We start from the raw sequence: 24,064 nt of genomic DNA on the forward strand, positions 1-24,064 counted from the left end.
TTTCTATGAGAACGCCTTTCAAAAGACAACTCTCCATTCTTTTAGCCGCTGATTCCTTCAAAGGTGCGGCTTCAAGCGCTGAAATTGAAGACTATCTTGAAGTGGGCATCCTGCGCGCTTTTCCCGATGCGCGTATACGAAAGGTTCCTATTGCCGATGGTGGTGAGGGTACGCTCGATGCCTTTATCGCACAAGGCGGCGGACGGCGTGAAACCATATATGTGGAGAATCCCTTTGGCAAACGCATAGCCGCGCGCTTCGGAGTGCTTTCAGATGACTCCGCTGTGATTGAAATGGCTGAAGCCGCAGGTATCGGGTTTTCTGATCGCAGCTGTGAGGCTGCGCTGCGGGCATCGACATATGGGGTAGGACAACTGCTTCATGCCGTACTTGAACAGGGAATACGTCGTGTGTATATAGGCCTTGGTGGAAGTGCGACTACTGACGGCGGAGCTGGTCTGGCAGAAGCGCTCGGGATACAGCTTCTGGATTCCCACGGCAAGACGGTTCCCCGTGGTCTTCAGGGCTTACGGGAAGTTGTCTCTGTTGATAAAAGTCTTTTGGATCAGCGCCTGCAAGAGAGTGAAATTATTGCTCTCAGCGACGTTGACACTCCGCTTACCGGTACCTGCGGAGCTGTGTATGTCTTTGGACCTCAAAAGGGTCTTTTGGACGCCCGCCTATGCGAATTTGACGCCTGGATGCAGCGCTATGCCAATGTTGTTTTTGCAGATACGGGATATGACGCAAGTCTTGTGGCAGGTGCAGGAGCGGCAGGCGGTCTTGGTTTTGGGCTTCTTTCATTTTGCGGAGCAACGATAACGTCTGGGGTTGAAGCGCTTCTCGACAGGGTTCACTTTAATGAATTGCTCCGTGAGACCGATCTGGTCATTACGGGAGAGGGCCGCATGGATAACCAAACGGCGCATGGAAAGGCTCCTGTGGGGATTGCGCGGCGGGCGGCTTTACAAGGCGTGCCGACCTATGCCGTTGTTGGATCTTGCACGGAAGATCTGTCAGAAGTACATAGAGCCGGCATCCAGCGGGTCTTTGCGTCAGCCCCTTCTGATCTCTCGCTGGAAGAGTGCATGCGCCGTACATCGGAAGACGTTGCCGCCGCTGCCGAACGTGCCGTGCGATTTTTTATACAAGATCAGCAGAGTTTCAAATAAATTGCACGCGTAGAGCATGGTGTGTAGAGCACGGTTACGGGCGGATACGCTGTCGTGCGAGTATGCGTGCGGTTAGTCCTTGTCGCTAGTCCTTGTCGTGGGCAAACGACATAATGATATTGCCGCCGATTAAAAGCACCAGACCAAGGGAAGTCAGCGCTGTTCGTAGCGGATCTGCGATGAAATCGGAAGGCAGATAGAGGCCGCCTATCAGCAAAAAGATGCTGAAGAGAGCCGCGAGCAGGCCGAACATTTTTTGAGTGGCCTCATTCATCTGCCATCTCCTGTGCTACCTGGCCCTTTATAGGTTTTTCTGCAGGTTCCCGCGTTTCATACATTTGTGTTGAGGACGTATGCCATTCGTGCGATTGAATGTCCACCTGCACCATATGGCAATACGCGCCATTTCGCGCCATCAGCTCATCGTGAGATCCACATTCGATGATTCTGCCGTCGTCGATGACCGCAATCTTGTCGGCGTTGCGAATAGTAGGGAGTTTATGGGCAATCACCAGAGTCGTTTTATTGCGGCACAGCTCTGTCATGGCCTGTTGGATATAGCGCTCATTGTCGGCATCGATGCTGGCAGTCGCTTCATCAAGCACAATAATGGGCGCGTCCTTGAGAATTGCGCGTGCAAGAGAAATACGCTGCGCCTCGCCGCCCGAGAGCGTGGCACCGCCTTCACCAATCATGGTGTCAAAACCGTACGGCATGCGCATAATAAACTCGTAGCAGCAGGCTTTACGTGCTGCTTCGAACACCTCTTCGCGGGTCGCATTCGGCTTTCCCATGGCAATATTGTTGTATACCGTATCCTGGAACAAATAGACATGTTGAAACACCATGCTGATATGATCCATGAGCGCTGCCATCGGCAGCTGACGAACATCAATACCTCGCAGCAGTACACTTCCTTTGGAGACGTCCCAGAAACGGGCTAAAAGATTGGCGATAGTGGTTTTGCCGCTTCCTGATTGTCCCACCAAAGCAATCATTTGCCCGCGGTCAGCAGAGAAAGAGATATCGGTAAGCACGACCTTCTCGCCGTAGGCAAAAGAAACATGGGAAAATTCGATTTCGTGTTTGATAGTACCTTCGACATCGTCTGCCTGGGGAACACAGCTGGTGCCTGTGTCGCTCAACTCTTCCTGGGAAAACAGGGCTTCAATGCGGTTGAGAGCGCTTTCCATAATGATAAGGCGTGTACTCTGCTGGTAAAGGTCTCTGAGCGGTCCAAAGAGCTGGAACAAAAAGAGGGTAATGCCGACAAAGGTACCAAGTGCCAAGGTGCCTTGTTCGAATTGCCAGACAGCGAGTGCGAGCGCCGCTGCGGAACCCAGACCATATACTATGAGGAGCGCTATTTCAAAAGGAGATTGCTCGTAAGCAAATTGCAGGCTGGTGTCGCGCATATCGGAGAAACTTTTACGCAAGTCGCACGCGCTTTCTCCGGTCAAATTGTAGCTCTTGACAACGGCAAGACCCTCCGTATATTCCAGCACAGCATCAGTTACCTGCTCGATAGTCTGCTGGCGGACGCTTGAGTTCCGTCTCGCTTGCGCGAGCATTGGCTGTGCAATCAGGATGGCGAGAAGTTCAACCGCCAGTACGGCGATTCCTATCAGGGGGTTCATCGCTAAAAGAAATGCGGTCAGGATAACCTGAGCAAAAACGTCGCTGACAACGTTTGCAACAATTGACATGCTCTGCTCTTCGATGTAGACCATATCGGCCGAAAGAATCGAGCTGATGCGTCCGATGTTGCCGGCGGTGAAAAATCCCATAGGGAGGCGCCGCAGATGATAACCGAGCTCTACGCGTTTCTCGGCAAAAATCTCATAACCTGTTCCTGATTGCATGCGATCAGACAGGTAGTGGAAGATAGATTGAAGTGCCAGAAGCACCAGCATTCCCGCTGCTAAAAAACAACAGGTCAAAGGGGTTGCTCTGTCGTCAAGCAGCAGGTTTAGTGAAATGATCGCCAGCATGAGTGGCATATTTGCGCAAAACGATTTCAGAAATGTGAAGCCATACGCGAGTCTGATGCGTCGCGCATACGAGCCTGAAAAAACAAGAATGCGGTGGACAAGCCTTAGCATGACGCCTCCTTGGTGCCTTTGACTATCTCTTGCGGCATTTCTCGGAGCGTCCAGCCAGAAGTTTCTTCGGCGGCATTCCATAGCGTGCGGTATTCCGGGCAGGATGAAATGAGTTCATCCTGCGTTCCCTCTGCGAGAACATGTCCATGATGCAGCATGATGATCTTATCGGCATGCGCTATAGAGCGAAGTTTATGAGCAATGACGATTACTGTTTTGCCGACAATGATTTCACTGATAGCACGGTTCATCTTTCGTTCGTTTTCAGGGTCGATAAAGGCGGTGGCTTCGTCGAGCACTACGATGGGAGCGTCTTTTAGAATGGCTCGTGCAAATGAGATACGCTGGCGCTGGCCGCCCGACAGCTTCAGGCCGGCTGTGCCAACGTTGGTATCATAGCCATCTTCAAGCGTTCTGATGAACTCATCGCACTGCGCTTTTCGAGCGGCTTCATATACCTCTTCATCGGTTGCTTCGGGTCGGCCAACACGAATGTTTTCCAAGATGCTTCTATTAAACAGGAACAAATCTTGGGAGACGTAGGATATCTGATTGTTAAGCGTCTGTTGCGACAGACTCTCAAGGCGTTGTCCTCCTATAGAGATGCTGCCGCTTGCAACGTCATAATGGTGAGCCAAAAGACGGGCAACAGTACTTTTGCCACTGCCGCTTTCTCCCACCAAAGCAGTCATCTGATTTTCTCTGGCGGTAAATGAAACTCCCTTGAGTACTTCGCTGTCGCTGTAGGCAAAATGCACATTCTCAAATGAGACATCATGGCTATAACCTGTGAAATTCTCGTTTCCCGTTTTGAGCGGGGTCTGATCCAACGCCTTTTCAAGCGCCTGAATCTTAAAGCCCACCTGAGGAATTGCTCCGATAAATGTCATACAATGCAGCAGAAGTGGTCCTATGCCAAAGCTGAGGCAAAGAACCAGTATGCATTTTGAGAGTGTTATATGGCCGAGAAGTACCATCAGTACTCCAAAAGGCAGCGTGTACAGCACGATATTTGAAAACAGACTGCCGTACAGAGCCATCCAAGGCCAACAAATCTTATACCAGCCCAAGGCTTGATCGCGATAAGATGCCACGGAACGTTTGAATCTCTCACCCGAATCTTTTTGGCGATTAAATATGCGTACAACTTCCATGCCGTGTACGTATTCAATGATGGTATTGTTGAGACGTTTGGTAGCGGAAAAATAGCTGCCCATTTTATCGATACCCACGTTGTACATCTGTTGGGAGACAATGATACCGAACATCACCACGAGAACGGTGAGAAGGGCCATCTGCCAGTCGATGGCGCAAATTGTCAGGAGCACGACCGCAACAACGGAGATATTTGCCGCTCCTTCGGGAATTATATGCGCCAGCAGAAGCTCAATCGATTCAACGTCATCGGTGAACAGCTTTTTGATAGCGCCGGCTCCCATGTCCTGCACCGTGCCGATAGATTGCGTTTCCAATCGCTCTTGCAGGAATTCTCTGAGATTTTTAAGGGTATTGAATGCGGCCTTATGCGAGAAGATCAGGCCTGTTGTATAAAGTATCGCATGTATACACTCGCATAGGGCAACGGCTGCGATAGCAGGAACGGCTGTTGCAACAGTAATGCTTTCACCGGCAAGAGCTGAGGCAATAAGGTTGTAGATGAACAGATAGGGAACAACGCTTGTTACCGCACCGATGACCATAAAAAGGGCCGCTAGGGCGATACCTTTTTTCTGCTCTCCCGCATACTGCAGGATTTTGCCTATAGCTCTGGTATGACTCCGTCTTTTGCTGGTGCTTTTGCTGCTGGGGGAGAGAAAATAACTGCGCACACGCACGACGCCTTCATGGTCAAGCGGATAGAACGCTATGGCGCGTCCATCGCGTATGTGCAGCACATGCGTGCAGCATTGCAAAATCAGTTCGGGATCATGCGTGATGATAACTGAGCATTGGACTTGACCGTGCATGTCTCGTAGAAGGTCTCCGAAACGTTCCATACCGCGGCGATCGAGGCCGCTTGTAGGCTCATCATAGAACAGAATGTCTTTGCCTGCGCAAAGCGCTGACGCGATAGCTACACGTTGTTTTTGTCCTCCGGAAAGTGATGCGGGGTGACGGTTTTTGTAGGCAAGTACACCCAGGCTGTCAAGAATGCGGTCGGCCTCTTCTTCTGAGACGTGCGCGTTGAGACTGACTTCTTCGGTCACGTCTTCTGCAAATAGTTGGCGGTTGACATCCTGCATGACCATAAAGCTTCTCTTGGAACGAGCCTTTGCTGTTTCAAAAATGCCGTTAAAGGCAACCGTTCCGCTGGAGGGAGTGACACCGCAAAGTGATTCTGCCAAGGTGCTTTTGCCGCAGCCATTGTCGCCAATCACGGCAACTACGCTATGCAGAGGGAATGAAATGCGGTTGATATCTAGGATACGTGCACTGCCGCGGTTGCAGGTAAGGTCAATCGCTTCAAGAGCCGAGCGCTTCTCGGCAGCCTCGTCGGCGGTTGTTGTGGCAGTTGATATGCCCGCAGTCGTCTCGGTGCGTGCTGCGGCAAACTGGCGTTCATTGGCTTGCGCCTTGGTGAGTCGACGCAAATCGGTGCAGCGCAGACCCAGTTTTGAGAGTTGATCATCATCAAGCAAGCGCATTTCGTGCGCCGAGAAGGTCTTTTCAATACGCCCGTTTTTGACATAGATAAACTGATCCGCCAGATCCATGAGGTAGTGCAGGCGATGTTCGGACAAGACGATAGTCTTTCCCTCTTCTTTCATCTTTGCCAAGATGTCGTGCAAGCGATGTATAGCCTTTTTATCAAGGTTTGATGACGGTTCGTCCATGACGTATATGCGTGGATCAGAAGCATAGACTGAACCGCAGGCAATCTGCTGTTTTTCTCCTCCAGAGAGCTCAAAGATGTTGCGGTTCATGAGAGCATCAAGTTGCATGTCGGCGCATGTCTTGGCGAGTCTGCGTCGTATTTCATCACGAGGCAGCGCTTGGTTTTCACAGCCGAATACCAATTCACCGGTAGTATCTACATTAAAGAACTGACTTTTAGGATTCTGAAAGACGCTGCCGATATAGGCGGCAGTATCGTGAAGCTCTGCGGTAGTGACGCAGATATCGTCTACAGAGACGGTGCCCTCCATCTCTCCTTCATAGAAATTGGGGGCGAGGCCATTGATAAGACGCGTAAGAGTGGTTTTCCCGCATCCGGATTCGCCGACGAATACCGTGAACGTTCCGTCACCAATGGTCAAATTGATATGATTGACACCGTCACCGGTACCGTTTTCACCACCGTAATGGAAACTGACATCTTCAAAGCGAATCATAGGACACTCATTCCTGATATTCGGGAATAGAGTATCCAGGCCGCGGTGGTACAGAAAATAATAATGGCAATAACATCGGCAAGGTGAAGTTGTACTTTTTCAAATGAGGTGCGCTCGCGTTTGCTGTCCATGCCCCGAGCCAGCGAAGCTGCGGCTAGTTCTTCCATGACACCGACGGAAGAAAAAAGCAGCGGAACGAGAATATATTCGATGGTTTGAAACGGTCGACGGAAGATGGTTCCCGGGGTCATCGAGATGCCGCGGAATGCCATTGCTTTGCGGACGCCGCTCCATTCATTCTGTACGGTTGGAATAAAGCGAAACATGACTGCCAAAGGAATAACAATGGTCATAGGCAGGTGCATGGCCTGGAATGCCGAGAGAAACTGGCTTATGCGTGTGGTGCGCACAAGCAGGAGGAAAGAGACAAGGATAGGGAAGAAGAATATAAAAAGCGATATAAATCCCAGGCACAACGAAGTTATCGCTTCAGCACCCTGTTGTTCCGGCGCCTCGACACAATAACGGATAAACAAAATGACAAGAAGGCTTGCAAAACACTTGAGCGCCAATGCTCGCTTTCCGTTCAAAGCCAGCATAGCGCATTGCAGAAAACCGATTACCAAGATGGGAACAGTGCCGTGTACCGAGAGACTTAACAGACAGCTGACAAAAAAGACCAGCAGCTTTGTACGCGGATCAAATCGAACGATCGCTTCTGAGTCATCGCCGTAAAGTTCAAAGTCCACTTAGATAATCCCGGCTTTGTCAAAATGCTTTTTTACGAGCTTGCTTGCGATGAGCGCGCCAATAGCTCCACCGGTAAGCGCAAGAGCGATGGTGAACACAAAGAAGCCAGGCCCAAAAAGACTGGCGTATACTTGCGCGCGAGCTTCACCGTAATAGCTCTTTGTGACTTCAAGAGAATCCTGAAGATTAAAGACAAAGCTCAAAAACGGTGCGGCCATAGTGAGGTTAAAGAATACGTACGAGAGCATGTACATTTTTTTCGAGGTGTATTTTCCGAGATAGATGATAAGTTCAGCGAGGAGTGAGGCACCGATGACTACTGCCAGTGAATACCACGTTAGGTGCCCGGTTGCCAGAAGAAAAAGAATTCCTAGGATAAGTGCAGCACCAAATTTGCGAATCTTCATGACATAGAGCATATAGACTGTGCCGGCGACGGCGCCAACGGTGAGTGGTGCTATAAAGTACAGAATGGGAAGAATCATACCGGAACCCATGACAACTATGAGCATAACCATGATGTAGAGAGCGCAGAATGCACCTGCATAGATGAGATCTTTTGTATTGAGCTTTTTACTGCTTTTACCGGCGCTCTGAACATGAACCTTATTTTCCACGACAGCTCCTTTTTTGCTGTAAACACCTACCCTGCACTTTGCTGAGTAAGAGTTTACATTAGCTAACTAATATAATTAAACAATAGATATTCAACGGAGACCTGTCAACGTTCAAAATGCAGCCTATTGTCATGTCGCATAGTTGTATAGTTGTTTCTGCCGACGACCTTATATCTGGTAACCTCAGTACGATATCTTTTATTGCAAGATGAAGGAGCAATTAGATGCATCGTCTTGGAATCTCAGTTTATCCTGAGCACTCAACTCCTGAAGCTGATGAAGCGTATATGAAGCTTGCTGCCGAGTATGGTTTCTCGCGTATTTTTACCTGTCTGCTCTCAGTCAAAAAAACGCGTGAAGAAACGCTCGAAGAATTTAGCGCATTTATGAGAAAAGCGCATGAATATGGATTTAAGGTTGCCGTTGATACCAATCCTCTTGTCTTTGAGCATCTTGGGGCCTCAGCAATGGAGATAAAACCCTTTGCTGATATGGGTGTAGATATCATCCGACTCGACGGACATTTGGGAGATAGAGAGGACATTGCCCTGACTCGAAATCCGTATGGAATATCAATTGAGTTCAACGCAAGTTCCACGCTTGCTTTGGACGTTCTTATCGAGCGCGGTGCTTCTCGTCACAATATGTGCGTATGCCATAATTTCTATCCTGAGAGATATACTGGCCTCAGTGAGCAACGCTTCATCGAATTCTCAAAGCGATATTTTGATTTGGGACTTCCGTCTGCAGCCTTTGTTTCAAGTAGACACACAGAGACGTTTGGACCATGGCCTGTCTATAACGGTCTTCCTACCTGTGAAGCTGATCGCATCCGTCCCATTGACCTGCAGGCCCGTCACCTCATAGCTACCGGGATGATCGACGACGTAATCATCGGTAACTGTTTTGCTTCTCTTGAAGAGATTAAAGCGCTCGCTGCAATGGACGTTACAAAAACGACGTTTCATATCAAATTCAATGAAGGCACAACAGATGTCGAAAAGAATCTCCTCTGGCAGTTTGTCCATGTGACACGCGACGATGCATCGGAGTATTTTCTCCGCTCATCGGTTCCCAGAATGTATGGATATTCCACTCCCATTCCGCCGCGTCAGATAAGAGGTGGTATTCACAGGGGAGATGTTCTTGTCGTTAACAGTAACCTCGAACATTATCTTGGCGAGATCGAAGTTGCCTTGCGAGACTTTGAAGATGACGGCACGCGTAACATTGTGGCCCGGATACCTTTGGAAGAGCAATTCCTTCTCGATTACGTTAAGCCCGAATATCCGTTCGGATTTATTCGAGAATAACTTTGTTCGGAAAGATGCGCTGTTTGAGCTTCTTAGAGATAATCGGTGTTTCTTTATGTGCATGCGTATTTTGCGAACCTACGTTAGGGGCGTTTAAGCTAAAATAACAAGCAGACTAGGCGTTACAGTCACAAGGATAGGTTCTGTCAACAGGAGAAAAAGCGATGGCTGCTCTGAAAAACGTGCAGCAGAAGCATGGCTATGAAGCTCATCATGTTCGAAATATCATTTTGAGCATAGGCTGTGTTGCGCTTCTGTGCATGTTATTTATTCTGGGTTTGTCCGTGGGACGTATGAGCATTGCCCCGGGAGACGTAGCAGGCATTTTGTCTCAGAAGTTTTTTGGAACCGGGGGCTCATGGTCTCAGGCAGCAACTAATGTAGTTATAGATATTCGGCTTCCACGCGTGGTTGCTGCGCTTTTAGTGGGAGCGGCGCTTTCTATTTCCGGTGCGTCATATCAGGGACTTTTTAAGAACCCCATGGTATCACCTGATATTCTTGGCGCCAGTGCGGGAGCTTCATTTGGTGCGGCGCTGGCGCTGCTTTTCGATGGTTCAAATAGGGTGGTGCAACTTTGCGCCTTTGGTATGGGATTTATCGCGGTGATGTTGACCTACCTGAGCGCGCGTCGCATTGGACGGGGTTCCAATCAGATTTTGCTGCTTGTGCTCTGTGGTCTCATCGTAGGTACTCTTTTTCAGGCCTTTGTTTCCGTTATCAAGTACACTGCCGATCCCATGTCAAAGCTGCCGGAAATTACCTATTGGCTGATGGGCAGCATCGCCAAAGTGATATGGAATGACCTTGCAATCTATATGATTCCCTTTGTGGTGGGCGTGCTGCCAATTCTGGCGTTGCGCTGGAGACTCAATATCTTGTCCTTCGGCGATACGGAAGCCGAGTCCCTTGGCATCAATGTCAGCCTTATGCGCGGTATCTATATTTTCTGCGCGACGCTTCTAACTTCGGCAGTCGTTTCGATTGCAGGAGTTGTGGGCTGGGTTGGTCTTATCATTCCTCATCTCGTCCGCTTTATCTTTGGTCCTGATAACCGTGTGGTGCTTCCACTGTCGTTAGTTGTTGGGGCTGCTTTTATGATTCTTGTGGATATGGCGTGTCGTACGCTTTTGGCTTCTGAAATTCCCTTAGGCATTCTGACGTCTATCATCGGTGCCCCATTCTTCTTTGCAATCCTCCTTCAGACGCAAAGGGGGCAACGCTGATGAGCGAGAAGAACGTGTTGTTGCAAGCAACCAATATCACCTGCGGATACGATGGCAAATCTATACTTGAGGCGGTAAATCTTGATGTTTCCGCAGGAGATATTACATGTTTGCTGGGACCGAACGGTGTCGGGAAGACCACACTGTTCAAAGCGCTTCTTGGTTTTTTGCCCCTGATGAGCGGAAAAGTCGAAATTGCCGGCCGCAATCGAGTGGAACTAAATCGCCGCAAGCAGGCAAAGCTTCTCGCGTATGTCCCGCAGATTCATGTGCCGCCGTTTTCGTTTTCTGTGCTTGATGTGGTGTTGACGGGTCGAGCGCCTCATTTGGGCGTATTTGCGTCTCCCACCAAGGATGACTACACATTGGCTGATCGCGTGTTGGAAGAGCTTGAGATTACAAAACTCCGGGACCGTATTTATACCGAACTTTCAGGCGGAGAAGCGCAGATGGTACTTATCGCCCGCGCTTTGATGCAGGATACTTCGCTGCTCATTCTTGATGAGCCGACTGCCGCGCTCGACTTTGGCAATCAGGTGCATGTGCTGCGCCGTATAAAAGCTTTGGCGGAAGATGGTCGCGGTATTGTTATGACGACACACAATCCCGATCATGCCTTTCTTGTGGGCACGAAAGCGGTGTTGCTTTCTCATGCAAAGGAAGTGAAGTCAGGAACGGTTGAGGACGTGGTTACCGAGAAGAACCTTGAGGCGGCGTATGGCATTGACGTGCATGTCGTTGAGGCTCAAGACGAGACGGGAATGACGATTAAAACATGTGTCCCATCGCTGGCAGAGCATGCCGACGTGGTATAGCGCTCAGGCGCAGAAAAGCGGGCAGACAGGTTAGGTTCAAATGAAAGGAAAACACATGGAATCCAGAGAGCACAACGAGAACATTGACTACAACAAGGGTGCAAATCTTTCGTCAGTAAGCAGACGTGATTTCCTCAAGTATGCGGGTATGGCAAGTATGCTTGGTCTTACCGGCAGCGCCCTTGCTGCTTGCAGTGGCACCAAGACCGAGGATACGAGCAAGAAGGAAGAGTCTCAGCAACCGAGTACACAGACGGTTACCGACATGAATGGTACTGAGGTTGAAGTGCCCGTGAATCCCACCAAGTATGCTGACGGCTGGTATGCGCACAATGAGATTACCATCATGCTTACCGGAGCTGAGGGTCTTGTAGCGACTCATTGTGATAAGAAAAGCTTCCCGTGGATGTATAAGGTTTGTCCGAATATGGAGAAGGCTACGGTTACCTTTGGAAAAGACTTTAACTTCGAAGAACTTGCAAAGCTTGAGCCGCAAGTCATCTTTGATTCCAATGAGAATCTTCGAGACAAGGCAAAAGAGCTTGGTATTCCTTTGGTCAACTGCTCCTTTAATACGTACGAGACCATGCAGAAATCTATCGAACTGACCGGTAAGGTTTACGGTGGCAAGGCTGTTGATATTGCCAAGAAATACAATGAGGAACTTTCCTCTACGGTTGCATTCGTCAAAGAGAAAACTGACAACCTTGGCGAGAATGACCGTCCGAGCGTCATGCACGGCGCTTCCGTGTACACGTTTACCCTCGACGGCAAAGATACCATTATTGATACCTGGATTGAGACGGCCGGCGGCAAGAATGCCGTTACCGAAAGCACCAAAGGTAATGCGCAGCAGAAATTCTCGCTTGAGCAGATTATTGCTTGGAACCCTGAGGTTATCATTACCGGTAAGGCTGAAGAAGTCGACCAGATTTTGGCTGATCCTGCTTGGGCTTCCATTTCAGCAGTTAAGGATAAGAAAGTCTATGTAAACCCCAAGGGCGTCTTTGGCTGGGATCGCTATGGCGTTGAGGAACTGCTGCAGATTCAGTGGGTCTCCGCATTGCTGCATCCGGACCTCTTCCCCGATCTTGATATCCGCGCTAAGGTCAAAGATTTCTATAAGACCTACCTGAATTATGAACTTACAGAAAACGAAATCGACCTTATCCTTGCCGCCAAGAATCCTGAATAAGGATGGGTAGGATGCGATTACTTGGGTATAGTAATACAGTCTGTAAACGTTTGATGTAAGGACAGGATATGCGTATTTCCGCACGTAATCAATTTAAAGGTACTATTGTTAAAGTTATCGAAGGTGCTGTCAACGGCGTTGTCGTAATCTCTTTGGGCAACGAAGAGGTCAAGGCCGACATTACCAGAGAATCTATCAAGGAGCTTAGCCTGACTGAAGGTAAGGCCGCATATGCCATTATCAAAGCTACCAATGTTATGTTCGCTTCGGGCTCTGAACGTATTGCCAACATTTCCGCTCGCAATCAGCTTCCCGGCACTATCATCAAGGTGACCGAAGGTGCTGTTAATGGTCATGTCTCCCTTGAGACAGCCGATGGTATTGTGATTTCCGGCTCCATTACCAATGAGGCCATTGAATCGCTTGGTCTTAAGGTGGGAGATCCTGCTCTTGCTGTTATCAAGGCAACCGATGTAATGGTTGGTATTGAGTAGTAGTTGCTCTCGCGAACGTTGTATCTGCCGAGAAGTGCCTCCATTCAGGTGCTTCTCGGCAGAGTCTTTTTAGATTGTGTGTCGGTCTTATATGGTCGGTCTGAGTTCGTTTATGATTATAGGAAGCAGCGCGCGATTAATGAGAGGCGCGAAGGAGGTCGCATGGAACGTATTGCAAGCTTTTCCGTTGATCATAGGGTTCTTGAGCCAGGCGTATACGTGTCACGTCGTGATGTTGACGAGAAGAGCGGCGCGGTAGTAACTACCTTTGATTTGCGCCTTACGGCTCCGAACCGTGAGCCTGTCATGGATACCGCTGCGGTGCATGCTCTTGAGCATCTTGGAGCGACGTTTTTGCGCAATGACCCCGCGTGGTCTTCTCGCGTTATTTATTTTGGACCCATGGGATGCCGTACAGGTTTTTACCTCGTCGTATTCGGTGAGGCAGAACCGGCTGATATAGCCGACCTGGTCAAGCGCCTCTTTGAGTTTGCCCGTGATTATGAGGGTGAGATTCCCGGTGCACGTCCTGAAGAATGCGGGAATTGGCATGATGCCGACCTTGTGCAGGCACAGTGGTGGGCGCGTCGGTATCTGGATAAAACGCTGTATTGTCTCGATGATGCCCATACGCATTATCCGACGTTGTTGAGTTGAGTGGAGGCTGATATGTCCTGGCGTAAGATTTTTTCAACATCGGTATTAATTTCAACATCACTGTTACTTACGGTATGTCTTATGCTCTTTCCTCTTACTGTTTATGCGGATGCGATACCCGCGCCCAAGTTGGAGTCTCCTACCCATAGGGTTATCGAGACGATTGCGCAAACAAACGGCACTGGTGACGCACTTGCCGTTATAGTGCCGGTGCTTATTCTCGCATTTGCAATTATTGCGGTTATTGCCATCATAAAAAGTAAAAAATAGCGCGCGTATTTGTTGGGGGTGATACGGATGAGCGCAGCGGACGCGGCATACACGATGTCTTATACGGCGCATGAAGGAGAGGTTTCTGTTCCCGAACCGTCGGCAGTAGGATCGATGGTTTTTACCTATGCCATCTGCCATTTTGTTGTGGATCTTGCCTGTGTGTCTACGATGCTCGGAGCAGTGAGTTCAACGCTGGATCTTGCCGGTACATCCAATCAGCCAAGTCCGTTTGCGGTGTTTTTCGCAATTCTCTTATACGACATGTTTGCCTTTGCACTGCAGCTTCCCATAGGTGCGCTTCTTGACCGTGTCGACAAGAACCAGCGCGCAGCATTGGTTTCTTTTGCTCTTATTGCGTTTGGTATCGTTGTCTCTCTGGTTCCTTTAGGAGTTTGTGCCTGGATTGCGGTATGTTTCTTGTCCATAGGGAATGCGGCATTTCACTGCGCCGGCGGCATTGACGTACTGAATGTTTCCGAGAAGCGCACGGCGCCGTCCGGTATTTTCATTTCAACCGGAGCGGCAGGAGTTTTTCTGTCAACACTCTTGTTCCAAAGAAACAAACTCTTGGTTGCGTTTACATTATTGACGTTACTTTTGATTTGCGCCGCTCTGGTTTTTGCCCTATGGCGTATGAACGTAAAGCATTGGCAAAAGCACAATTTGCCTTTTATGATGCCAACATTTACGCGCGCTCGGACGATGGCGGTAGTTCTTTTGGCAACAACCGTACTTCTCCGTAGTTATGCAGGTATGGTGATGACGTTTCCGTGGAAGGCAGATCCACTTCTTGCGGCCTTTGCGGTAGGGGGCGTTGTCGTTGGAAAAGCCTGCGGTGGTGTGGTCGCCGACAAATACGGACTGCGTTTGACGTCTGCCGTCTCTCTTGCAACTTCGATGCTCTTGTTTTTGTTTGCGTGGGAATATCCGGTAGCGGGGCTTCTCGCGGTGTTTTTATTTAACTTTACGATGCCGATTACGCTGTCCGTCCTTGCCCGACTTTTACCTTGCGCCAGGGGTACGGCCTTTGGCATTGCTTCGTTTTCGTTGGCGGTAGGCTCACTGCCGGCGCTTTTGGGGTTTGCCCCGTCGAGTCCGTTTGTGCTTGTAGCGCTGGCAGCCGTATCGCTCGCGTTACTTCTTGGAGGGCTTTACTGTGCCAATCAGGCTGATGCTTGTGGAGTGTAGCGTCGGCCTCATCCAAGAGATGCTTTTTGTTTTTGTCCGGAGCTTGACGGTAACGATTGCCGTCGAGCTTATTGTTGCTGCGTTTCTGTTTCATATCCGGGACGTGCGGCGCCTGTTGGTTGTGACTCTTGCTCAAGTGGCAACGAATCCGCTTGTGGTGTACCTGTCCCTTCTTGCGGCAGATCTTACGCAAGATTTTGTGCTTTATTATATTGCGGTGGGTTTCTTGGAGTTGAGCGCAATCGTTGTCGAGAGTATTCTCTATCGGATAACATACCGCTTTGAACATCCGGTAGAACTTTCGCTGGTGGCCAACACGTGCTCCTTTGCCAGTGGTTTTTTGTTGCATACGGTTTTTAGTCTTTAAGGTGATACGCATGGATCCAAAAGTCATTCTCATAACGGGGGCCAGCGGCGGCATGGGCTACAGAGCTGCGGAAGCTCTTGCCAAGCAGGGACATATTGTTTATGGCGCCGCTCGACGTGTCGAGAAAATCGCGCCGTTGATTTCATGTGGCGTTCACCCGCTGCACCTGGATATCACCGATGCGCATTCCTGCACTGCCATGGTTAAGCGGATAGTCAGTGAGCAGGGACGTATTGACGTATTGATAAACAATGCAGGCTATGGGTCGTTTGGAGCCATTGAAGATGTGACTTCTGACGAAGCGCACCACCAATTTGAGGTTAATGTCTTCGGCTTGGCTGAGCTTACCAAAAGGGTTCTTCCGTATATGCGCATGAAGGGACGTGGTCGGATCATCAATATCGGCTCGGTGGGAGGCCGCCTGGTGAGCTATCTTGGTGGCTGGTACCATGCGACAAAATACTCCGTAGAGGCGCTTTCTGATGCCCTGCGTATGGAGCTGAGTGATTTTGGTATTGACGTGGTTCTTATTGAGCCGGGTTTCATAAAAACCAACTGGCCCTATATCGCGGCCGACCACCTGGAGGCATCTTCTCGCGGTAGCGTATATGAACACCGGGCCATCGAAACTGCTCGCAGCATTCGGGGAATTTATAACGGACCGATTGCGAGCAGACCGAGTGTGGTGGTAAAGGCCATCCTTAAAGCGGTAAACGTGCGCAGACCGAAAACTCGCTATCTTGCGGGAGCAGGAGCACACGCTGGTGTTTTCTGGCATGCGGTGCTTCCTACGCGCGCATTCGATTTCATCATCAAACGTACGATGTAGCATCTTTCGCGCATCCGTTTGTAGACGGTTTTGCTCCATTTACCGCTTACTTAAGAAGGATTCTTGTCTATAAGTTTACCTAGTCTTACTATCCAGATAAGTCTATGGTTGCTGCGCAAAAGTTGAGCAGACAAAGTGAAAAAAGGATGTGAGACGTATGAGTAAGCACGCTTTTGTGGGTGGTAAGCTTATTGACGGAACCGGTGCTGCTCCTGTTGAAGATTCCGTTGTCCTTGTCGATGACAAAACGATTACCTACGCGGGTACCCGCACTGAAGTTCCTGAGGGCTATGAAATCTATGACGCAACCGGTCATACGGTTATGCCGGGTTTAATCGATTCTCACCTGCACTTTTCAGGTAATCTTACCGACAATGATAATGACTGGGTTATTGAGTCTGTGGCTCAGAAGCAGGCATGCGCGGTGAAGCAGGCATATGATGCTCTCACGCATGGCTTGACTACCGTTGTTGAGATTGGCCGTAACGGTATTGCTATCCGTGATTTGGTCAACATGGGCGTTATGACAGGTCCGCGCATCTTTGCAACCGGTCTTGGCTTCTGCCGCGTTGCCGGTCACGGCGACTCTCACCATCTGCCGCTGCAGATTTCCAAAGACGGTCATCCGTGGGGCGACCAGGTCGATGGCCCGTGGGAGCTTCGGAAGGCAATCCGTCGTCGTCTGCGCGAGAATCCCGATGGTATCAAAATCTGGGCTACCGGTGGCGGTATCTGGCGTTGGGACTCTGATCGTCTGCAGCTCTTCTCGACAGAAGAAATCAAGGCCATTGCCGATGAGTGCAAGCTGGTAGGAATTCCTCTGTATGCACACTCATACAATAACTTTGACGCCGCATACGATTGCGTGCGCTTTGGCTGCACGCAGCTTATCCACGGCTTTGAGCTTGACGAGCGCACTATGAAACTCATGGCTGAACAGGGGACATTCTTTACGCCTACCATCGGCTTCTTGCCCACATGGTATTCCACCTATCCGCCTGACTGGACTCCCGAGCTTGACGCATTCCCAGGCGAGACGGTTGTCGAAAAGGGCCTCGCACGCACCTACGAGAACCTTCGTAAGGCGTATGAGCTGGGTATTACCATTACCATCGGCTCCGATTCCTTCAGCTTTGTAACGCCGTACGGCTATGTCACCATTGATGAGATGTATGACTTTGTCGATAAGGTTGGCGTTTCCATTCTTGATACCATTTCCGCCGCAACCTACAACGGCGCCAAGATGCTTGGTAAAGAGAACGAGTTTGGTGCTGTTAAGGAAGGTCTCTCTGCTGACCTTCTGGTTGTTAAGGGCGATGTTACCTCTAACATTCATGACCTTACGCCTGAAAACATGGATGTGATCATGAAGGAAGGCACCATTATTGAGCGTGGCAGCTTCTAGGAGCTATGCGAGGGAACGCGAGAAGCACGAGAAGCAGCGCGAGAAACGCTGTGAGGTGCTGCGAAGAACGTGGAGGTGCTGTGAGAAGCTCTTTGAAAAGCGCCAGGTGTCAGACATGGTATTGTGATGTGTACGCGAGGGCCCCGACTTTCGGGTCGGGGTTCCTCTGTATGACAGTGACGGGAGTTTGTGATGGTCGAGCCCAAGGAAGTCAAAATCGCCTTGCTTACCGGATATCTCGGTGCAGGGAAAACAACCATTTTGAACCAGATTCTCTCCAATACGCAGGGTATTCGCGCTGCTGTTATTGTGAATGACATCGGTGAAATCAATGTGGACGCGAGTTTGATTCGAGATGGCGGATATGCAAAAGAGGGCGATGTCATTCCCCTGACAAATGGCTGTCTTTGCTGCACGCTTTCAAATGATCTTGCCTTGCAGCTTGGCGATTTGGCTGATACTGGGGAGTTCGATTACATCATTATCGAGGCGTCGGGTATTTGCGAGCCCATTCCCATTACCTATACCATCTCGGCATTTTGCAATCAGAGCCAGCACACGGCCAAGCACTCCCATCTGAGCCTTGATAATATCGTTGCCGTAGTCGACTGTGCTCGCATGTATGACGAGTTCAACGGTGGAAAAGCCCTTCTCGCCGATGACATAGAGGAAGGCGATATTGAAAATCTTTTGATTCAACAGATTGAGTTTTGCTCGACGCTGGTTCTGAACAAGACTGACCTTGTGACTAAGGAGCAACTGGCGGAACTCAGGGCTTTGGTGCGAGGTTTGCAGAGAGATGCTGTCATTGTTGAAGTTCAAAACGGCGACATCGCTATGAGCGAACTTATCAATACCAGTCGCTTTGATTTTGATAAGGCGTATGCTTCGGCCGCATGGATGGACGCGATGGAACATCCGGAAGAGCATGAAGATCCGGAGGTGCTTGAATACGAGATTACAACCTTTGTATACAAGCGCCGCAAGCCTTTTGACTTGGATAAGCTCAATAAGTTTGTGTCCGAATGGCCCAAGAGCATCATTCGCGTAAAGGGATCGCTTTGGGCGGCGCAAGATCCCGATATGAGTTACGTCTTTGAGCAGGCCGGCAAGCAAGTGCAATTCTATGAGAACGGCCTTTTTTACGATTCTATGCCGCCTGAGGCTCGTGAGGCATTGCTTGACGAGAAGCCCGAGCTGCGTGAAGAATGGGACCCCGAACTAGGGGATCGCCAAACAAAGCTCTGCTTTATTGGACGGCACATGGATCATGAAGCGCTGAAAGTTGGCCTCGATGCCTGCTTGACTGAATATATGCCTGATGTATAAACGGTGCTCCAGCGTAGTCGAATACAATCAATCGTTTTCAAGAGACAGATCCTGGTAGACGCCGCGTTTTACCAATTGCCTGACAAAGTCTGTCGCAGGGTTGTGGAAGATCTCGCGAGGCGTTCCATATTGCTGAATTTTTCCTGCACCCATAACCAATACCTTTGTACCCAGCTTGAGCGCTTCGGAAATATCATGGGTGACAAAGAGAACGGTGATATGCGTTTCATTGTGGATACGCTTAATTTCCTCCTGGAGTTGATCACGAGTAATTTCATCAACCGCGCCAAAAGGCTCGTCCATAAGCAGGATGCTGGGCGATGCTGCAAGAGAACGGGCAATACCTACGCGCTGCGCCTGACCACCGGAGAGTTCGGCAGGATAATGGTTCTTAAATTCTTCGTCAAGACCTACGATTTGCATCCATTTGGCGACGGCATCTTTGGTTCGCTTGGTATCTTTTTTATTCAGGAGATTCGGTACATAGGCAATATTTTGTTCAACGGTCATATGGGGGAACAAAACGCTGCCTTGAATGGCGTAGCCAATATTTCTCCTGAGTTCAATGAGGTTCTTCTCGTGAATGTCTTCTCCGTTAACAAGGACGTTTCCGCTGGTAGGCATAGTAAGGCCATTGACCATTTTGAGAAGCGTTGTCTTGCCACAACCTGAAGATCCGATGAACGTGACGAATTCCCCTTGCCCGATTGTGAGGGAAAGATTGTTGATGATGATTTTTTCACCATAGGTCTTATGGATGTTTTTGAATTCAATTGCGGCTATCATGGGTGTCACCTCCTAAATGAGACCTTTGGATATCAGGTATTCATGAGCTACGTCTTTGGGTTCTTTGCCATTGGTTTCAACTTCGTAATTCATGCGAGCCATATCCTCGTTGGTGATGGTATTGGTAAGGCTATCGAGAAGAGCCTTGAGCTCAGGATATTTTTGCAAAACCTCATCTCTGACCACATTGCCCGCCTGGTATGAGGCGAAGAAGTGACGGTCATCTTTCAAGAGGACAATATTTGCAGTATTGAGCTTGCCGTCAGTGGTAAAGACTATCATGGCGTCGATTTTTCCCTGGCTCATGGCTTCATACTTAAGACCGATGTCTAAATCAACGGTATTTTTGAAAGTCATTCCGTATGTCGAGCAAAGGGCGGCATATCCGTCTTCACGTTCAAAGAAATCATATTCTCCGCCAAAGGTCAGTTGGTTGGAGATGCGTGCAAGATCAGAGTAGGTTTGCAGATTATACTTTTCTGCGATGTCTTTTCTGACTGCAAGGCCAAAGGTATTTTCAAATCCATACATGCCCAGCCAGTGCATATTGTATTTCTGTTGATATTCGCTTTGAAGTTGTGAGAACTTGTCGTTGGAATAGAAATCAGTGTTTTTCAAGACTAGGTTCCATCCGGTGCCCGTGTATTCCGGATAAATGTCAAACGAACCTTTCTCCATGCCGGGATGAATGTTTGAGGTGCCGCCGCCAACTCCCTGCGTGAGGTTGACTTTGAGGTCTGTTTTGCTTTCAATGAGTTCCTTGAGAGCCTCGCCAAGTATGTATTGCTCGGTCATCGGTTTGGTTGCAATATTGATAGTTTCTTTCTGACCAAAAGGCAAAAATAGCGCTATAGCAGCGAGGGCAGTAAGAATAACGCCTATAATACCGGCAATTTTATTGCGTTGACGCGCTCGAGCGCTTCTAAGTCTCATGCGCTTCTCGATACATCCCAGTAAGAAATCAACAATTAAGGCGAGAAAAGCAATAAGGAGACTTCCATCCATGGTCATAGCTGAGTTATTAGTGGTAATGCCTCTATAAATGGCAACACCTAAGCCTCCCGCGCCGATAAAGGATGCAATGCCACCCAGTGCAATGGTCATGACAGTCATGCTGCGAATACCTGACATGATGATAGGAAGCGCCAGAGGGATTTTGACCTTGATAAGTGTCTGCAACGTAGTGCTGCCCATGCCCTCGGCGGCTTCAATGAGTAACGGATCAATGTTGGTAAGTCCGGTGTGCGTGTTGATAACCATGGGGAGCAGTGCATATACGGTCAGGGCAATAATGGCGGTTGCATTGCCAATCCCTGAAAACGGAATTAAAAAACCAAGCATAGAGATGGATGGAATGGTATAGAGAAAGTTGATGACAGCAAGTGTAAGCTTTGCGGTTCTTTGAAAGCGGCTTATGAGAATACCGGTCACACCACCGACGATGATGGCAATGACGACTGCTGTGAAGGAGATCTGAATGTGCTCGAGGAGTAGTCGGCTGAAAAAATCCCAGCGAGAGACAAGAAGTGCCCACATGTCTTGTAGCATGTTCACATCAGTCTCCAAATCAAAGAACCTGGTTTACAAACGATGTAAACCAGGTTGAAGTTTTATCGTGGTATGTCCTTACCCGGATCGGAACTTTCTAAACACGGTCCAAAGAAGGCAGACTTCTGATAACAAAAATAATGCAGAAGATAATTCCAAGAGTAAGACCAATCATGCCGCCGGACGAAGCGTCAAAATAATAGCTGCCAGTAATGCCAATAAGCACGCTCACGATAGCGATGAGCGGGGAGATCCAAAGCATGTGGCGCATACGATTCGTAAGAAGCCGAGCGCACGCCCCCGGAACAATTAAAAGCGAAACGGACAGAATGACGCCTACCGCCTGCAGTGATATGACGATAGCCAAGGCAAGGGCAATAAGCAAAAGTGACGTCAGCCATCGTACGGAAAGGCCAATCGCCTGTGCATGGGTAGGGTCGAACGCGAGGAGCGTGAGATCTCTGTTTTTAAGTACAAGGATAAGCGCGATCGGGAGGCCAATGAGAAGTACCTGCAGCATGTCGGGAACGGTGACGCCCAGCAAGTTGCCAAAGAGAATATGTGAAAGGTTGATTTGACTGGGCACTTTGGATATCAAGACAGTACCAAGGGCGAAAAATGTGGTGAACACGATGCCGATGGCTGTATCGGGTTTGACAATCTGACTCTTTTTGACCTGTCCAACGAGTACTACCGTAATGAGTGCGAATACCAGTGCGCCCACGAGATACGGCAGCCCTACAAGATGGGAGATAACGACGCCGGGAAGGATGGAGTGTGAGATGGCGTCGCCCATAAGCGACCAGCCCATATGCGTAATCCAACAACTCAAAAGGCCGCATACGAGTGCGGTAGCAAGGCCTGTTACCAAGGCACGCTGCATAAACGCGTATTTGAGAATCTCGATCTCAGGCATGGGGCACCTCCTCAATGTGTCCGTGTTCGCTGAGCCCTAAGCTGGCGAGAAGCTCAGTGCTGCTCAAAACATCTGCCGCGAGGCCCTGGGCGGTTATCGTCTTGTTGATAACTAAGCAATCCTGAAAATTCTCTCGGGCCGAATGGATGTCGTGAATGGAGACGAGCAGTGTGCGTCCCTCCTCCGCAAGAACGCGGAGCTGCTGAGTGATGATTGCTTCAGACTTTGCATCGACTCCGGCGAACGGTTCGTCCAGCAGGAGCAACTCAGCTTTTTGGGCAATACCACGCGCTACAAAAACACGCTTGCGCTGGCCGCCGGAAAGCTGTGAAAGTGGTCTGTCTATCAATTCCAAAAGTCCTACTCGATCCAAAGCTTGGGCTACAAGCTTGCGATCTTCTTGCGAGGGAACGCGGAACCAGCCCTGATGGCAGTACCGCCCCTGCATGACGACATCTTCTACCAGCAGCGGGAAGGAACCGTCGATGGCCTCTGTCTGCGGAACGTAACCTATGAGTCCCTGGCGTCTTGCCTCACGGAAGGGCTGCCCCTTCCACGTGATGGATCCGTTGAATGGAATGAGTTCCATCAAGGCTTTGAACAACGTTGATTTGCCGGCTCCGTTGACGCCCACAAGAGCACAGAGTCTGCCGCTTTTGAGGGTGAAGGTAATATCGTGGATGACGGGCGTTTTATCTTGAGTCCCTTCATACCAGGCGGATACGCTCGAAACATTGAGTGACATGTTAATTCGCGCTCTTTCCTGTAAGTCCTTCGACAATAACGTCTGCATCGTGCTTAAGAAGATCAAGATAGGTGGGTACGGGTCCCGTTGTCTCGGAAAGCGAGTCTACATAGAGCATGTGAGCTTCGTCCGTCTTGAGGATAGCTCCTGTTTCGTCAGCGACTTGCTGCATGGCTTTAGGACTGACGGTCGATTCGCAGAAGACAGCACGAACCTGCTGCTTCTTTACCTCTTCAACCACCTTTGCAATCTGCTGTGGAGTGCCTTCTTCGGAAGCGTTGACCGGCCAAAGGTAAATCTCGTTTAACCCGGTGTCACGGCAGAGATAGGAAAAGGCGCCTTCGCACGTTACCAACGTCCGCTGATTTTGGGGTAGGGAAGAGAGCTCTTCTGTGAGATCCGAGGAAATCTTCTGAAGCTTGTCTTTATACGTTTCACCGTTTTTTGTAAAGTCGTCCGTATGATCAGGCACTAAAGCACTAAGGCCTTTCACGATGTTGTCGACGTAAATCTGTCCATTTGCAGGAGACATCCATGCGTGTGGATTTGCTTCTCCCGCGTACTCTCCCTCAGCGATGTTCATAGGAGTAATCCCCTGGCTCAAATCTACGCGTTCTGCATTTGAATCGGCGACAAAGCGCTCAAACCAGCGTTCAAGTCCAAGACCGTTATTGAGAATCAGATTGGCTTTCTGTGCGAGCTTCAGGTCTTCAGGAGTCGGTTCGTAATCGTGGATTTCCGCTCCCGCCTTCGTGATGGACTGTACGTCGCAAACGTCTCCGGCAATATTTGCGGCAATATCCTGGATGACCGTAAACGTGGTCAGTACAAGTGGCTTTTCAGTCTCTTTCGGGTCGGAAGAGGAAGGGTTGTTGCCCGTGCAGCCCGCAAGAGACGTAACAGCTAAGGTGCCGAGAAGGGCCATGGCTTGGCGTCGCGTAAAGGATGGCGTTGAAAAACGGTACATGTAAAACCTCTTTTCGATGTGTGTTCTAATCAGTGTCA

At 49.5% G+C, this 24,064-nt stretch carries 23 protein-coding genes; 13 read left to right on the plus strand and 10 right to left on the minus strand.

The features are described 5' to 3' along the window. The first annotated feature begins 5 nt into the window (after nt 1-5). Nucleotides 6-1,172 (plus strand): glycerate kinase, encoded by a 1,167-nt coding sequence (locus QM016_RS05870; RefSeq protein WP_282711036.1) that lies wholly within the window; start codon nt 6-8, stop codon nt 1,170-1,172. 85 nt (nt 1,173-1,257) lie between these two features. Here QM016_RS05870 and QM016_RS05875 read toward each other — a convergent pair whose 3' ends face one another. The 5 genes from QM016_RS05875 to QM016_RS05895 are packed head-to-tail and all read right to left on the minus strand — an operon-like array spanning nt 1,258 to nt 7,973. Next, on the minus strand, nt 1,258-1,446 hold the full coding sequence (locus tag QM016_RS05875) for a hypothetical protein (RefSeq protein WP_016477451.1): 189 nt from the start codon (nt 1,444-1,446) through the stop codon (nt 1,258-1,260). After that, nucleotides 1,439-3,274, minus strand: coding sequence for an ABC transporter ATP-binding protein (locus QM016_RS05880; protein ID WP_282711037.1), 1,836 nt, complete (start codon nt 3,272-3,274; stop codon nt 1,439-1,441). The genes QM016_RS05875 and QM016_RS05880 overlap by 8 nt, the downstream gene beginning before the upstream one ends. Next, entirely contained in the window at nt 3,268-6,606 is a 3,339-nt protein-coding gene (locus QM016_RS05885; RefSeq protein ID WP_282711038.1) for an energy-coupling factor transporter ATPase, read from the minus strand. The genes QM016_RS05880 and QM016_RS05885 overlap by 7 nt, the downstream gene beginning before the upstream one ends. Beyond that, the gene (locus QM016_RS05890; RefSeq protein WP_016477448.1) at nt 6,603-7,355 is read right to left on the minus strand and encodes an energy-coupling factor transporter transmembrane component T; all 753 of its coding nucleotides are present in this window, start codon (nt 7,353-7,355) and stop codon (nt 6,603-6,605) included. Before QM016_RS05890 ends, QM016_RS05885 begins: the two co-directional genes overlap by 4 nt. Then, nucleotides 7,356-7,973, minus strand: a complete 618-nt coding sequence (locus tag QM016_RS05895) for an MptD family putative ECF transporter S component (RefSeq protein WP_282711039.1) — start codon at nt 7,971-7,973, stop codon at nt 7,356-7,358. 224 nt (nt 7,974-8,197) lie between these two features. Here QM016_RS05895 and QM016_RS05900 point away from each other — a divergent pair, with 224 nt between their 5' ends. From QM016_RS05900 to QM016_RS05955, 12 genes are all read left to right on the plus strand, one after another. Continuing rightward, nucleotides 8,198-9,286 (plus strand): MupG family TIM beta-alpha barrel fold protein, encoded by a 1,089-nt coding sequence (locus QM016_RS05900; RefSeq protein ID WP_282711040.1) that lies wholly within the window; start codon nt 8,198-8,200, stop codon nt 9,284-9,286. A gap of 164 nt (nt 9,287-9,450) precedes the next feature. After that, nucleotides 9,451-10,512 carry an iron ABC transporter permease gene (locus tag QM016_RS05905; RefSeq protein ID WP_282711041.1) on the plus strand — a complete coding sequence of 354 codons (1,062 nt, stop codon included), beginning with the start codon at nt 9,451-9,453 and terminating at the stop codon, nt 10,510-10,512. Beyond that, on the plus strand, nt 10,512-11,327 hold the full coding sequence (locus QM016_RS05910; protein WP_282711042.1) for an ABC transporter ATP-binding protein: 816 nt from the start codon (nt 10,512-10,514) through the stop codon (nt 11,325-11,327). The genes QM016_RS05905 and QM016_RS05910 overlap by 1 nt, the downstream gene beginning before the upstream one ends. 55 nt (nt 11,328-11,382) lie before the next feature. Further along, nucleotides 11,383-12,522 (plus strand): ABC transporter substrate-binding protein, encoded by a 1,140-nt coding sequence (locus QM016_RS05915; RefSeq protein WP_282711043.1) that lies wholly within the window; start codon nt 11,383-11,385, stop codon nt 12,520-12,522. Between the two features lie 68 nt (nt 12,523-12,590). Continuing rightward, nucleotides 12,591-13,016 carry a TOBE domain-containing protein gene (locus QM016_RS05920; protein WP_282711044.1) on the plus strand — a complete coding sequence of 142 codons (426 nt, stop codon included), beginning with the start codon at nt 12,591-12,593 and terminating at the stop codon, nt 13,014-13,016. A gap of 162 nt (nt 13,017-13,178) precedes the next feature. Beyond that, nucleotides 13,179-13,673, plus strand: a complete 495-nt coding sequence (locus tag QM016_RS05925) for an S-ribosylhomocysteine lyase (RefSeq protein WP_016477437.1) — start codon at nt 13,179-13,181, stop codon at nt 13,671-13,673. Between the two features lie 12 nt (nt 13,674-13,685). After that, nucleotides 13,686-13,943, plus strand: coding sequence for a hypothetical protein (locus QM016_RS05930; protein ID WP_282711045.1), 258 nt, complete (start codon nt 13,686-13,688; stop codon nt 13,941-13,943). A gap of 27 nt (nt 13,944-13,970) precedes the next feature. After that, entirely contained in the window at nt 13,971-15,134 is a 1,164-nt protein-coding gene (locus QM016_RS05935; RefSeq protein WP_282711046.1) for a fosmidomycin resistance protein, read from the plus strand. Further along, on the plus strand, nt 15,103-15,501 hold the full coding sequence (locus tag QM016_RS05940) for a hypothetical protein (RefSeq protein WP_016477434.1): 399 nt from the start codon (nt 15,103-15,105) through the stop codon (nt 15,499-15,501). Before QM016_RS05935 ends, QM016_RS05940 begins: the two co-directional genes overlap by 32 nt. Before the next feature lie 10 nt (nt 15,502-15,511). After that, complete coding sequence (locus tag QM016_RS05945) at nt 15,512-16,330, plus strand: oxidoreductase (RefSeq protein ID WP_282711057.1); 819 nt, start codon at nt 15,512-15,514, stop codon at nt 16,328-16,330. Between the two features lie 157 nt (nt 16,331-16,487). After that, nucleotides 16,488-17,735, plus strand: a complete 1,248-nt coding sequence (locus QM016_RS05950; protein WP_282711063.1) for an amidohydrolase family protein — start codon at nt 16,488-16,490, stop codon at nt 17,733-17,735. A gap of 192 nt (nt 17,736-17,927) precedes the next feature. Next, a complete protein-coding gene (locus tag QM016_RS05955; protein ID WP_282711077.1) occupies nt 17,928-19,064 on the plus strand; it encodes a GTP-binding protein in 1,137 nt (378 codons plus the stop codon). Between the two features lie 27 nt (nt 19,065-19,091). Here QM016_RS05955 and QM016_RS05960 read toward each other — a convergent pair whose 3' ends face one another. The 5 genes from QM016_RS05960 to QM016_RS05980 form a co-directional block, all read right to left on the minus strand. Beyond that, the gene (locus tag QM016_RS05960; RefSeq protein WP_282711089.1) at nt 19,092-19,850 is read right to left on the minus strand and encodes an ABC transporter ATP-binding protein; all 759 of its coding nucleotides are present in this window, start codon (nt 19,848-19,850) and stop codon (nt 19,092-19,094) included. A gap of 12 nt (nt 19,851-19,862) precedes the next feature. Continuing rightward, nucleotides 19,863-21,398, minus strand: a complete 1,536-nt coding sequence (locus QM016_RS05965) for a glycine betaine ABC transporter substrate-binding protein (protein ID WP_282711456.1) — start codon at nt 21,396-21,398, stop codon at nt 19,863-19,865. 97 nt (nt 21,399-21,495) lie between these two features. Beyond that, entirely contained in the window at nt 21,496-22,314 is an 819-nt protein-coding gene (locus QM016_RS05970; RefSeq protein WP_016477428.1) for a metal ABC transporter permease, read from the minus strand. Then, nucleotides 22,307-23,059 carry an ABC transporter ATP-binding protein gene (locus tag QM016_RS05975; protein ID WP_282711093.1) on the minus strand — a complete coding sequence of 251 codons (753 nt, stop codon included), beginning with the start codon at nt 23,057-23,059 and terminating at the stop codon, nt 22,307-22,309. The genes QM016_RS05970 and QM016_RS05975 overlap by 8 nt, the downstream gene beginning before the upstream one ends. 1 nt (nt 23,060) lies before the next feature. Further along, nucleotides 23,061-24,026, minus strand: coding sequence for a metal ABC transporter substrate-binding protein (locus QM016_RS05980; protein ID WP_282711096.1), 966 nt, complete (start codon nt 24,024-24,026; stop codon nt 23,061-23,063). Nucleotides 24,027-24,064 lie beyond the last annotated feature (38 nt).

Source organism: Lancefieldella sp. Marseille-Q7238, from assembly GCF_949152215.1.
In the GTDB taxonomy this organism is placed as follows: Bacteria; Actinomycetota; Coriobacteriia; order Coriobacteriales; family Atopobiaceae; genus Lancefieldella.

Coding starts and splice junctions, on each gene's coding strand:
- QM016_RS05870 (WP_282711036.1), top strand. CDS start 6: ATGAGAACGCCTTTCAAAAGACAACTCTCCATTCTTTTAGCCGCTGAT.
- QM016_RS05875 (WP_016477451.1), bottom strand. CDS start 1,446: ATGAATGAGGCCACTCAAAAAATGTTCGGCCTGCTCGCGGCTCTCTTC.
- QM016_RS05880 (WP_282711037.1), bottom strand. CDS start 3,274: ATGCTAAGGCTTGTCCACCGCATTCTTGTTTTTTCAGGCTCGTATGCG.
- QM016_RS05885 (WP_282711038.1), bottom strand. CDS start 6,606: ATGATTCGCTTTGAAGATGTCAGTTTCCATTACGGTGGTGAAAACGGT.
- QM016_RS05900 (WP_282711040.1), top strand. CDS start 8,198: ATGCATCGTCTTGGAATCTCAGTTTATCCTGAGCACTCAACTCCTGAA.
- QM016_RS05905 (WP_282711041.1), top strand. CDS start 9,451: ATGGCTGCTCTGAAAAACGTGCAGCAGAAGCATGGCTATGAAGCTCAT.
- QM016_RS05910 (WP_282711042.1), top strand. CDS start 10,512: ATGAGCGAGAAGAACGTGTTGTTGCAAGCAACCAATATCACCTGCGGA.
- QM016_RS05915 (WP_282711043.1), top strand. CDS start 11,383: ATGGAATCCAGAGAGCACAACGAGAACATTGACTACAACAAGGGTGCA.
- QM016_RS05920 (WP_282711044.1), top strand. CDS start 12,591: ATGCGTATTTCCGCACGTAATCAATTTAAAGGTACTATTGTTAAAGTT.
- QM016_RS05925 (WP_016477437.1), top strand. CDS start 13,179: ATGGAACGTATTGCAAGCTTTTCCGTTGATCATAGGGTTCTTGAGCCA.
- QM016_RS05930 (WP_282711045.1), top strand. CDS start 13,686: ATGTCCTGGCGTAAGATTTTTTCAACATCGGTATTAATTTCAACATCA.
- QM016_RS05935 (WP_282711046.1), top strand. CDS start 13,971: ATGAGCGCAGCGGACGCGGCATACACGATGTCTTATACGGCGCATGAA.
- QM016_RS05945 (WP_282711057.1), top strand. CDS start 15,512: ATGGATCCAAAAGTCATTCTCATAACGGGGGCCAGCGGCGGCATGGGC.
- QM016_RS05950 (WP_282711063.1), top strand. CDS start 16,488: ATGAGTAAGCACGCTTTTGTGGGTGGTAAGCTTATTGACGGAACCGGT.
- QM016_RS05955 (WP_282711077.1), top strand. CDS start 17,928: ATGGTCGAGCCCAAGGAAGTCAAAATCGCCTTGCTTACCGGATATCTC.
- QM016_RS05960 (WP_282711089.1), bottom strand. CDS start 19,850: ATGATAGCCGCAATTGAATTCAAAAACATCCATAAGACCTATGGTGAA.
- QM016_RS05965 (WP_282711456.1), bottom strand. CDS start 21,398: ATGCTACAAGACATGTGGGCACTTCTTGTCTCTCGCTGGGATTTTTTC.
- QM016_RS05970 (WP_016477428.1), bottom strand. CDS start 22,314: ATGCCTGAGATCGAGATTCTCAAATACGCGTTTATGCAGCGTGCCTTG.
- QM016_RS05975 (WP_282711093.1), bottom strand. CDS start 23,059: ATGTCACTCAATGTTTCGAGCGTATCCGCCTGGTATGAAGGGACTCAA.
- QM016_RS05980 (WP_282711096.1), bottom strand. CDS start 24,026: ATGTACCGTTTTTCAACGCCATCCTTTACGCGACGCCAAGCCATGGCC.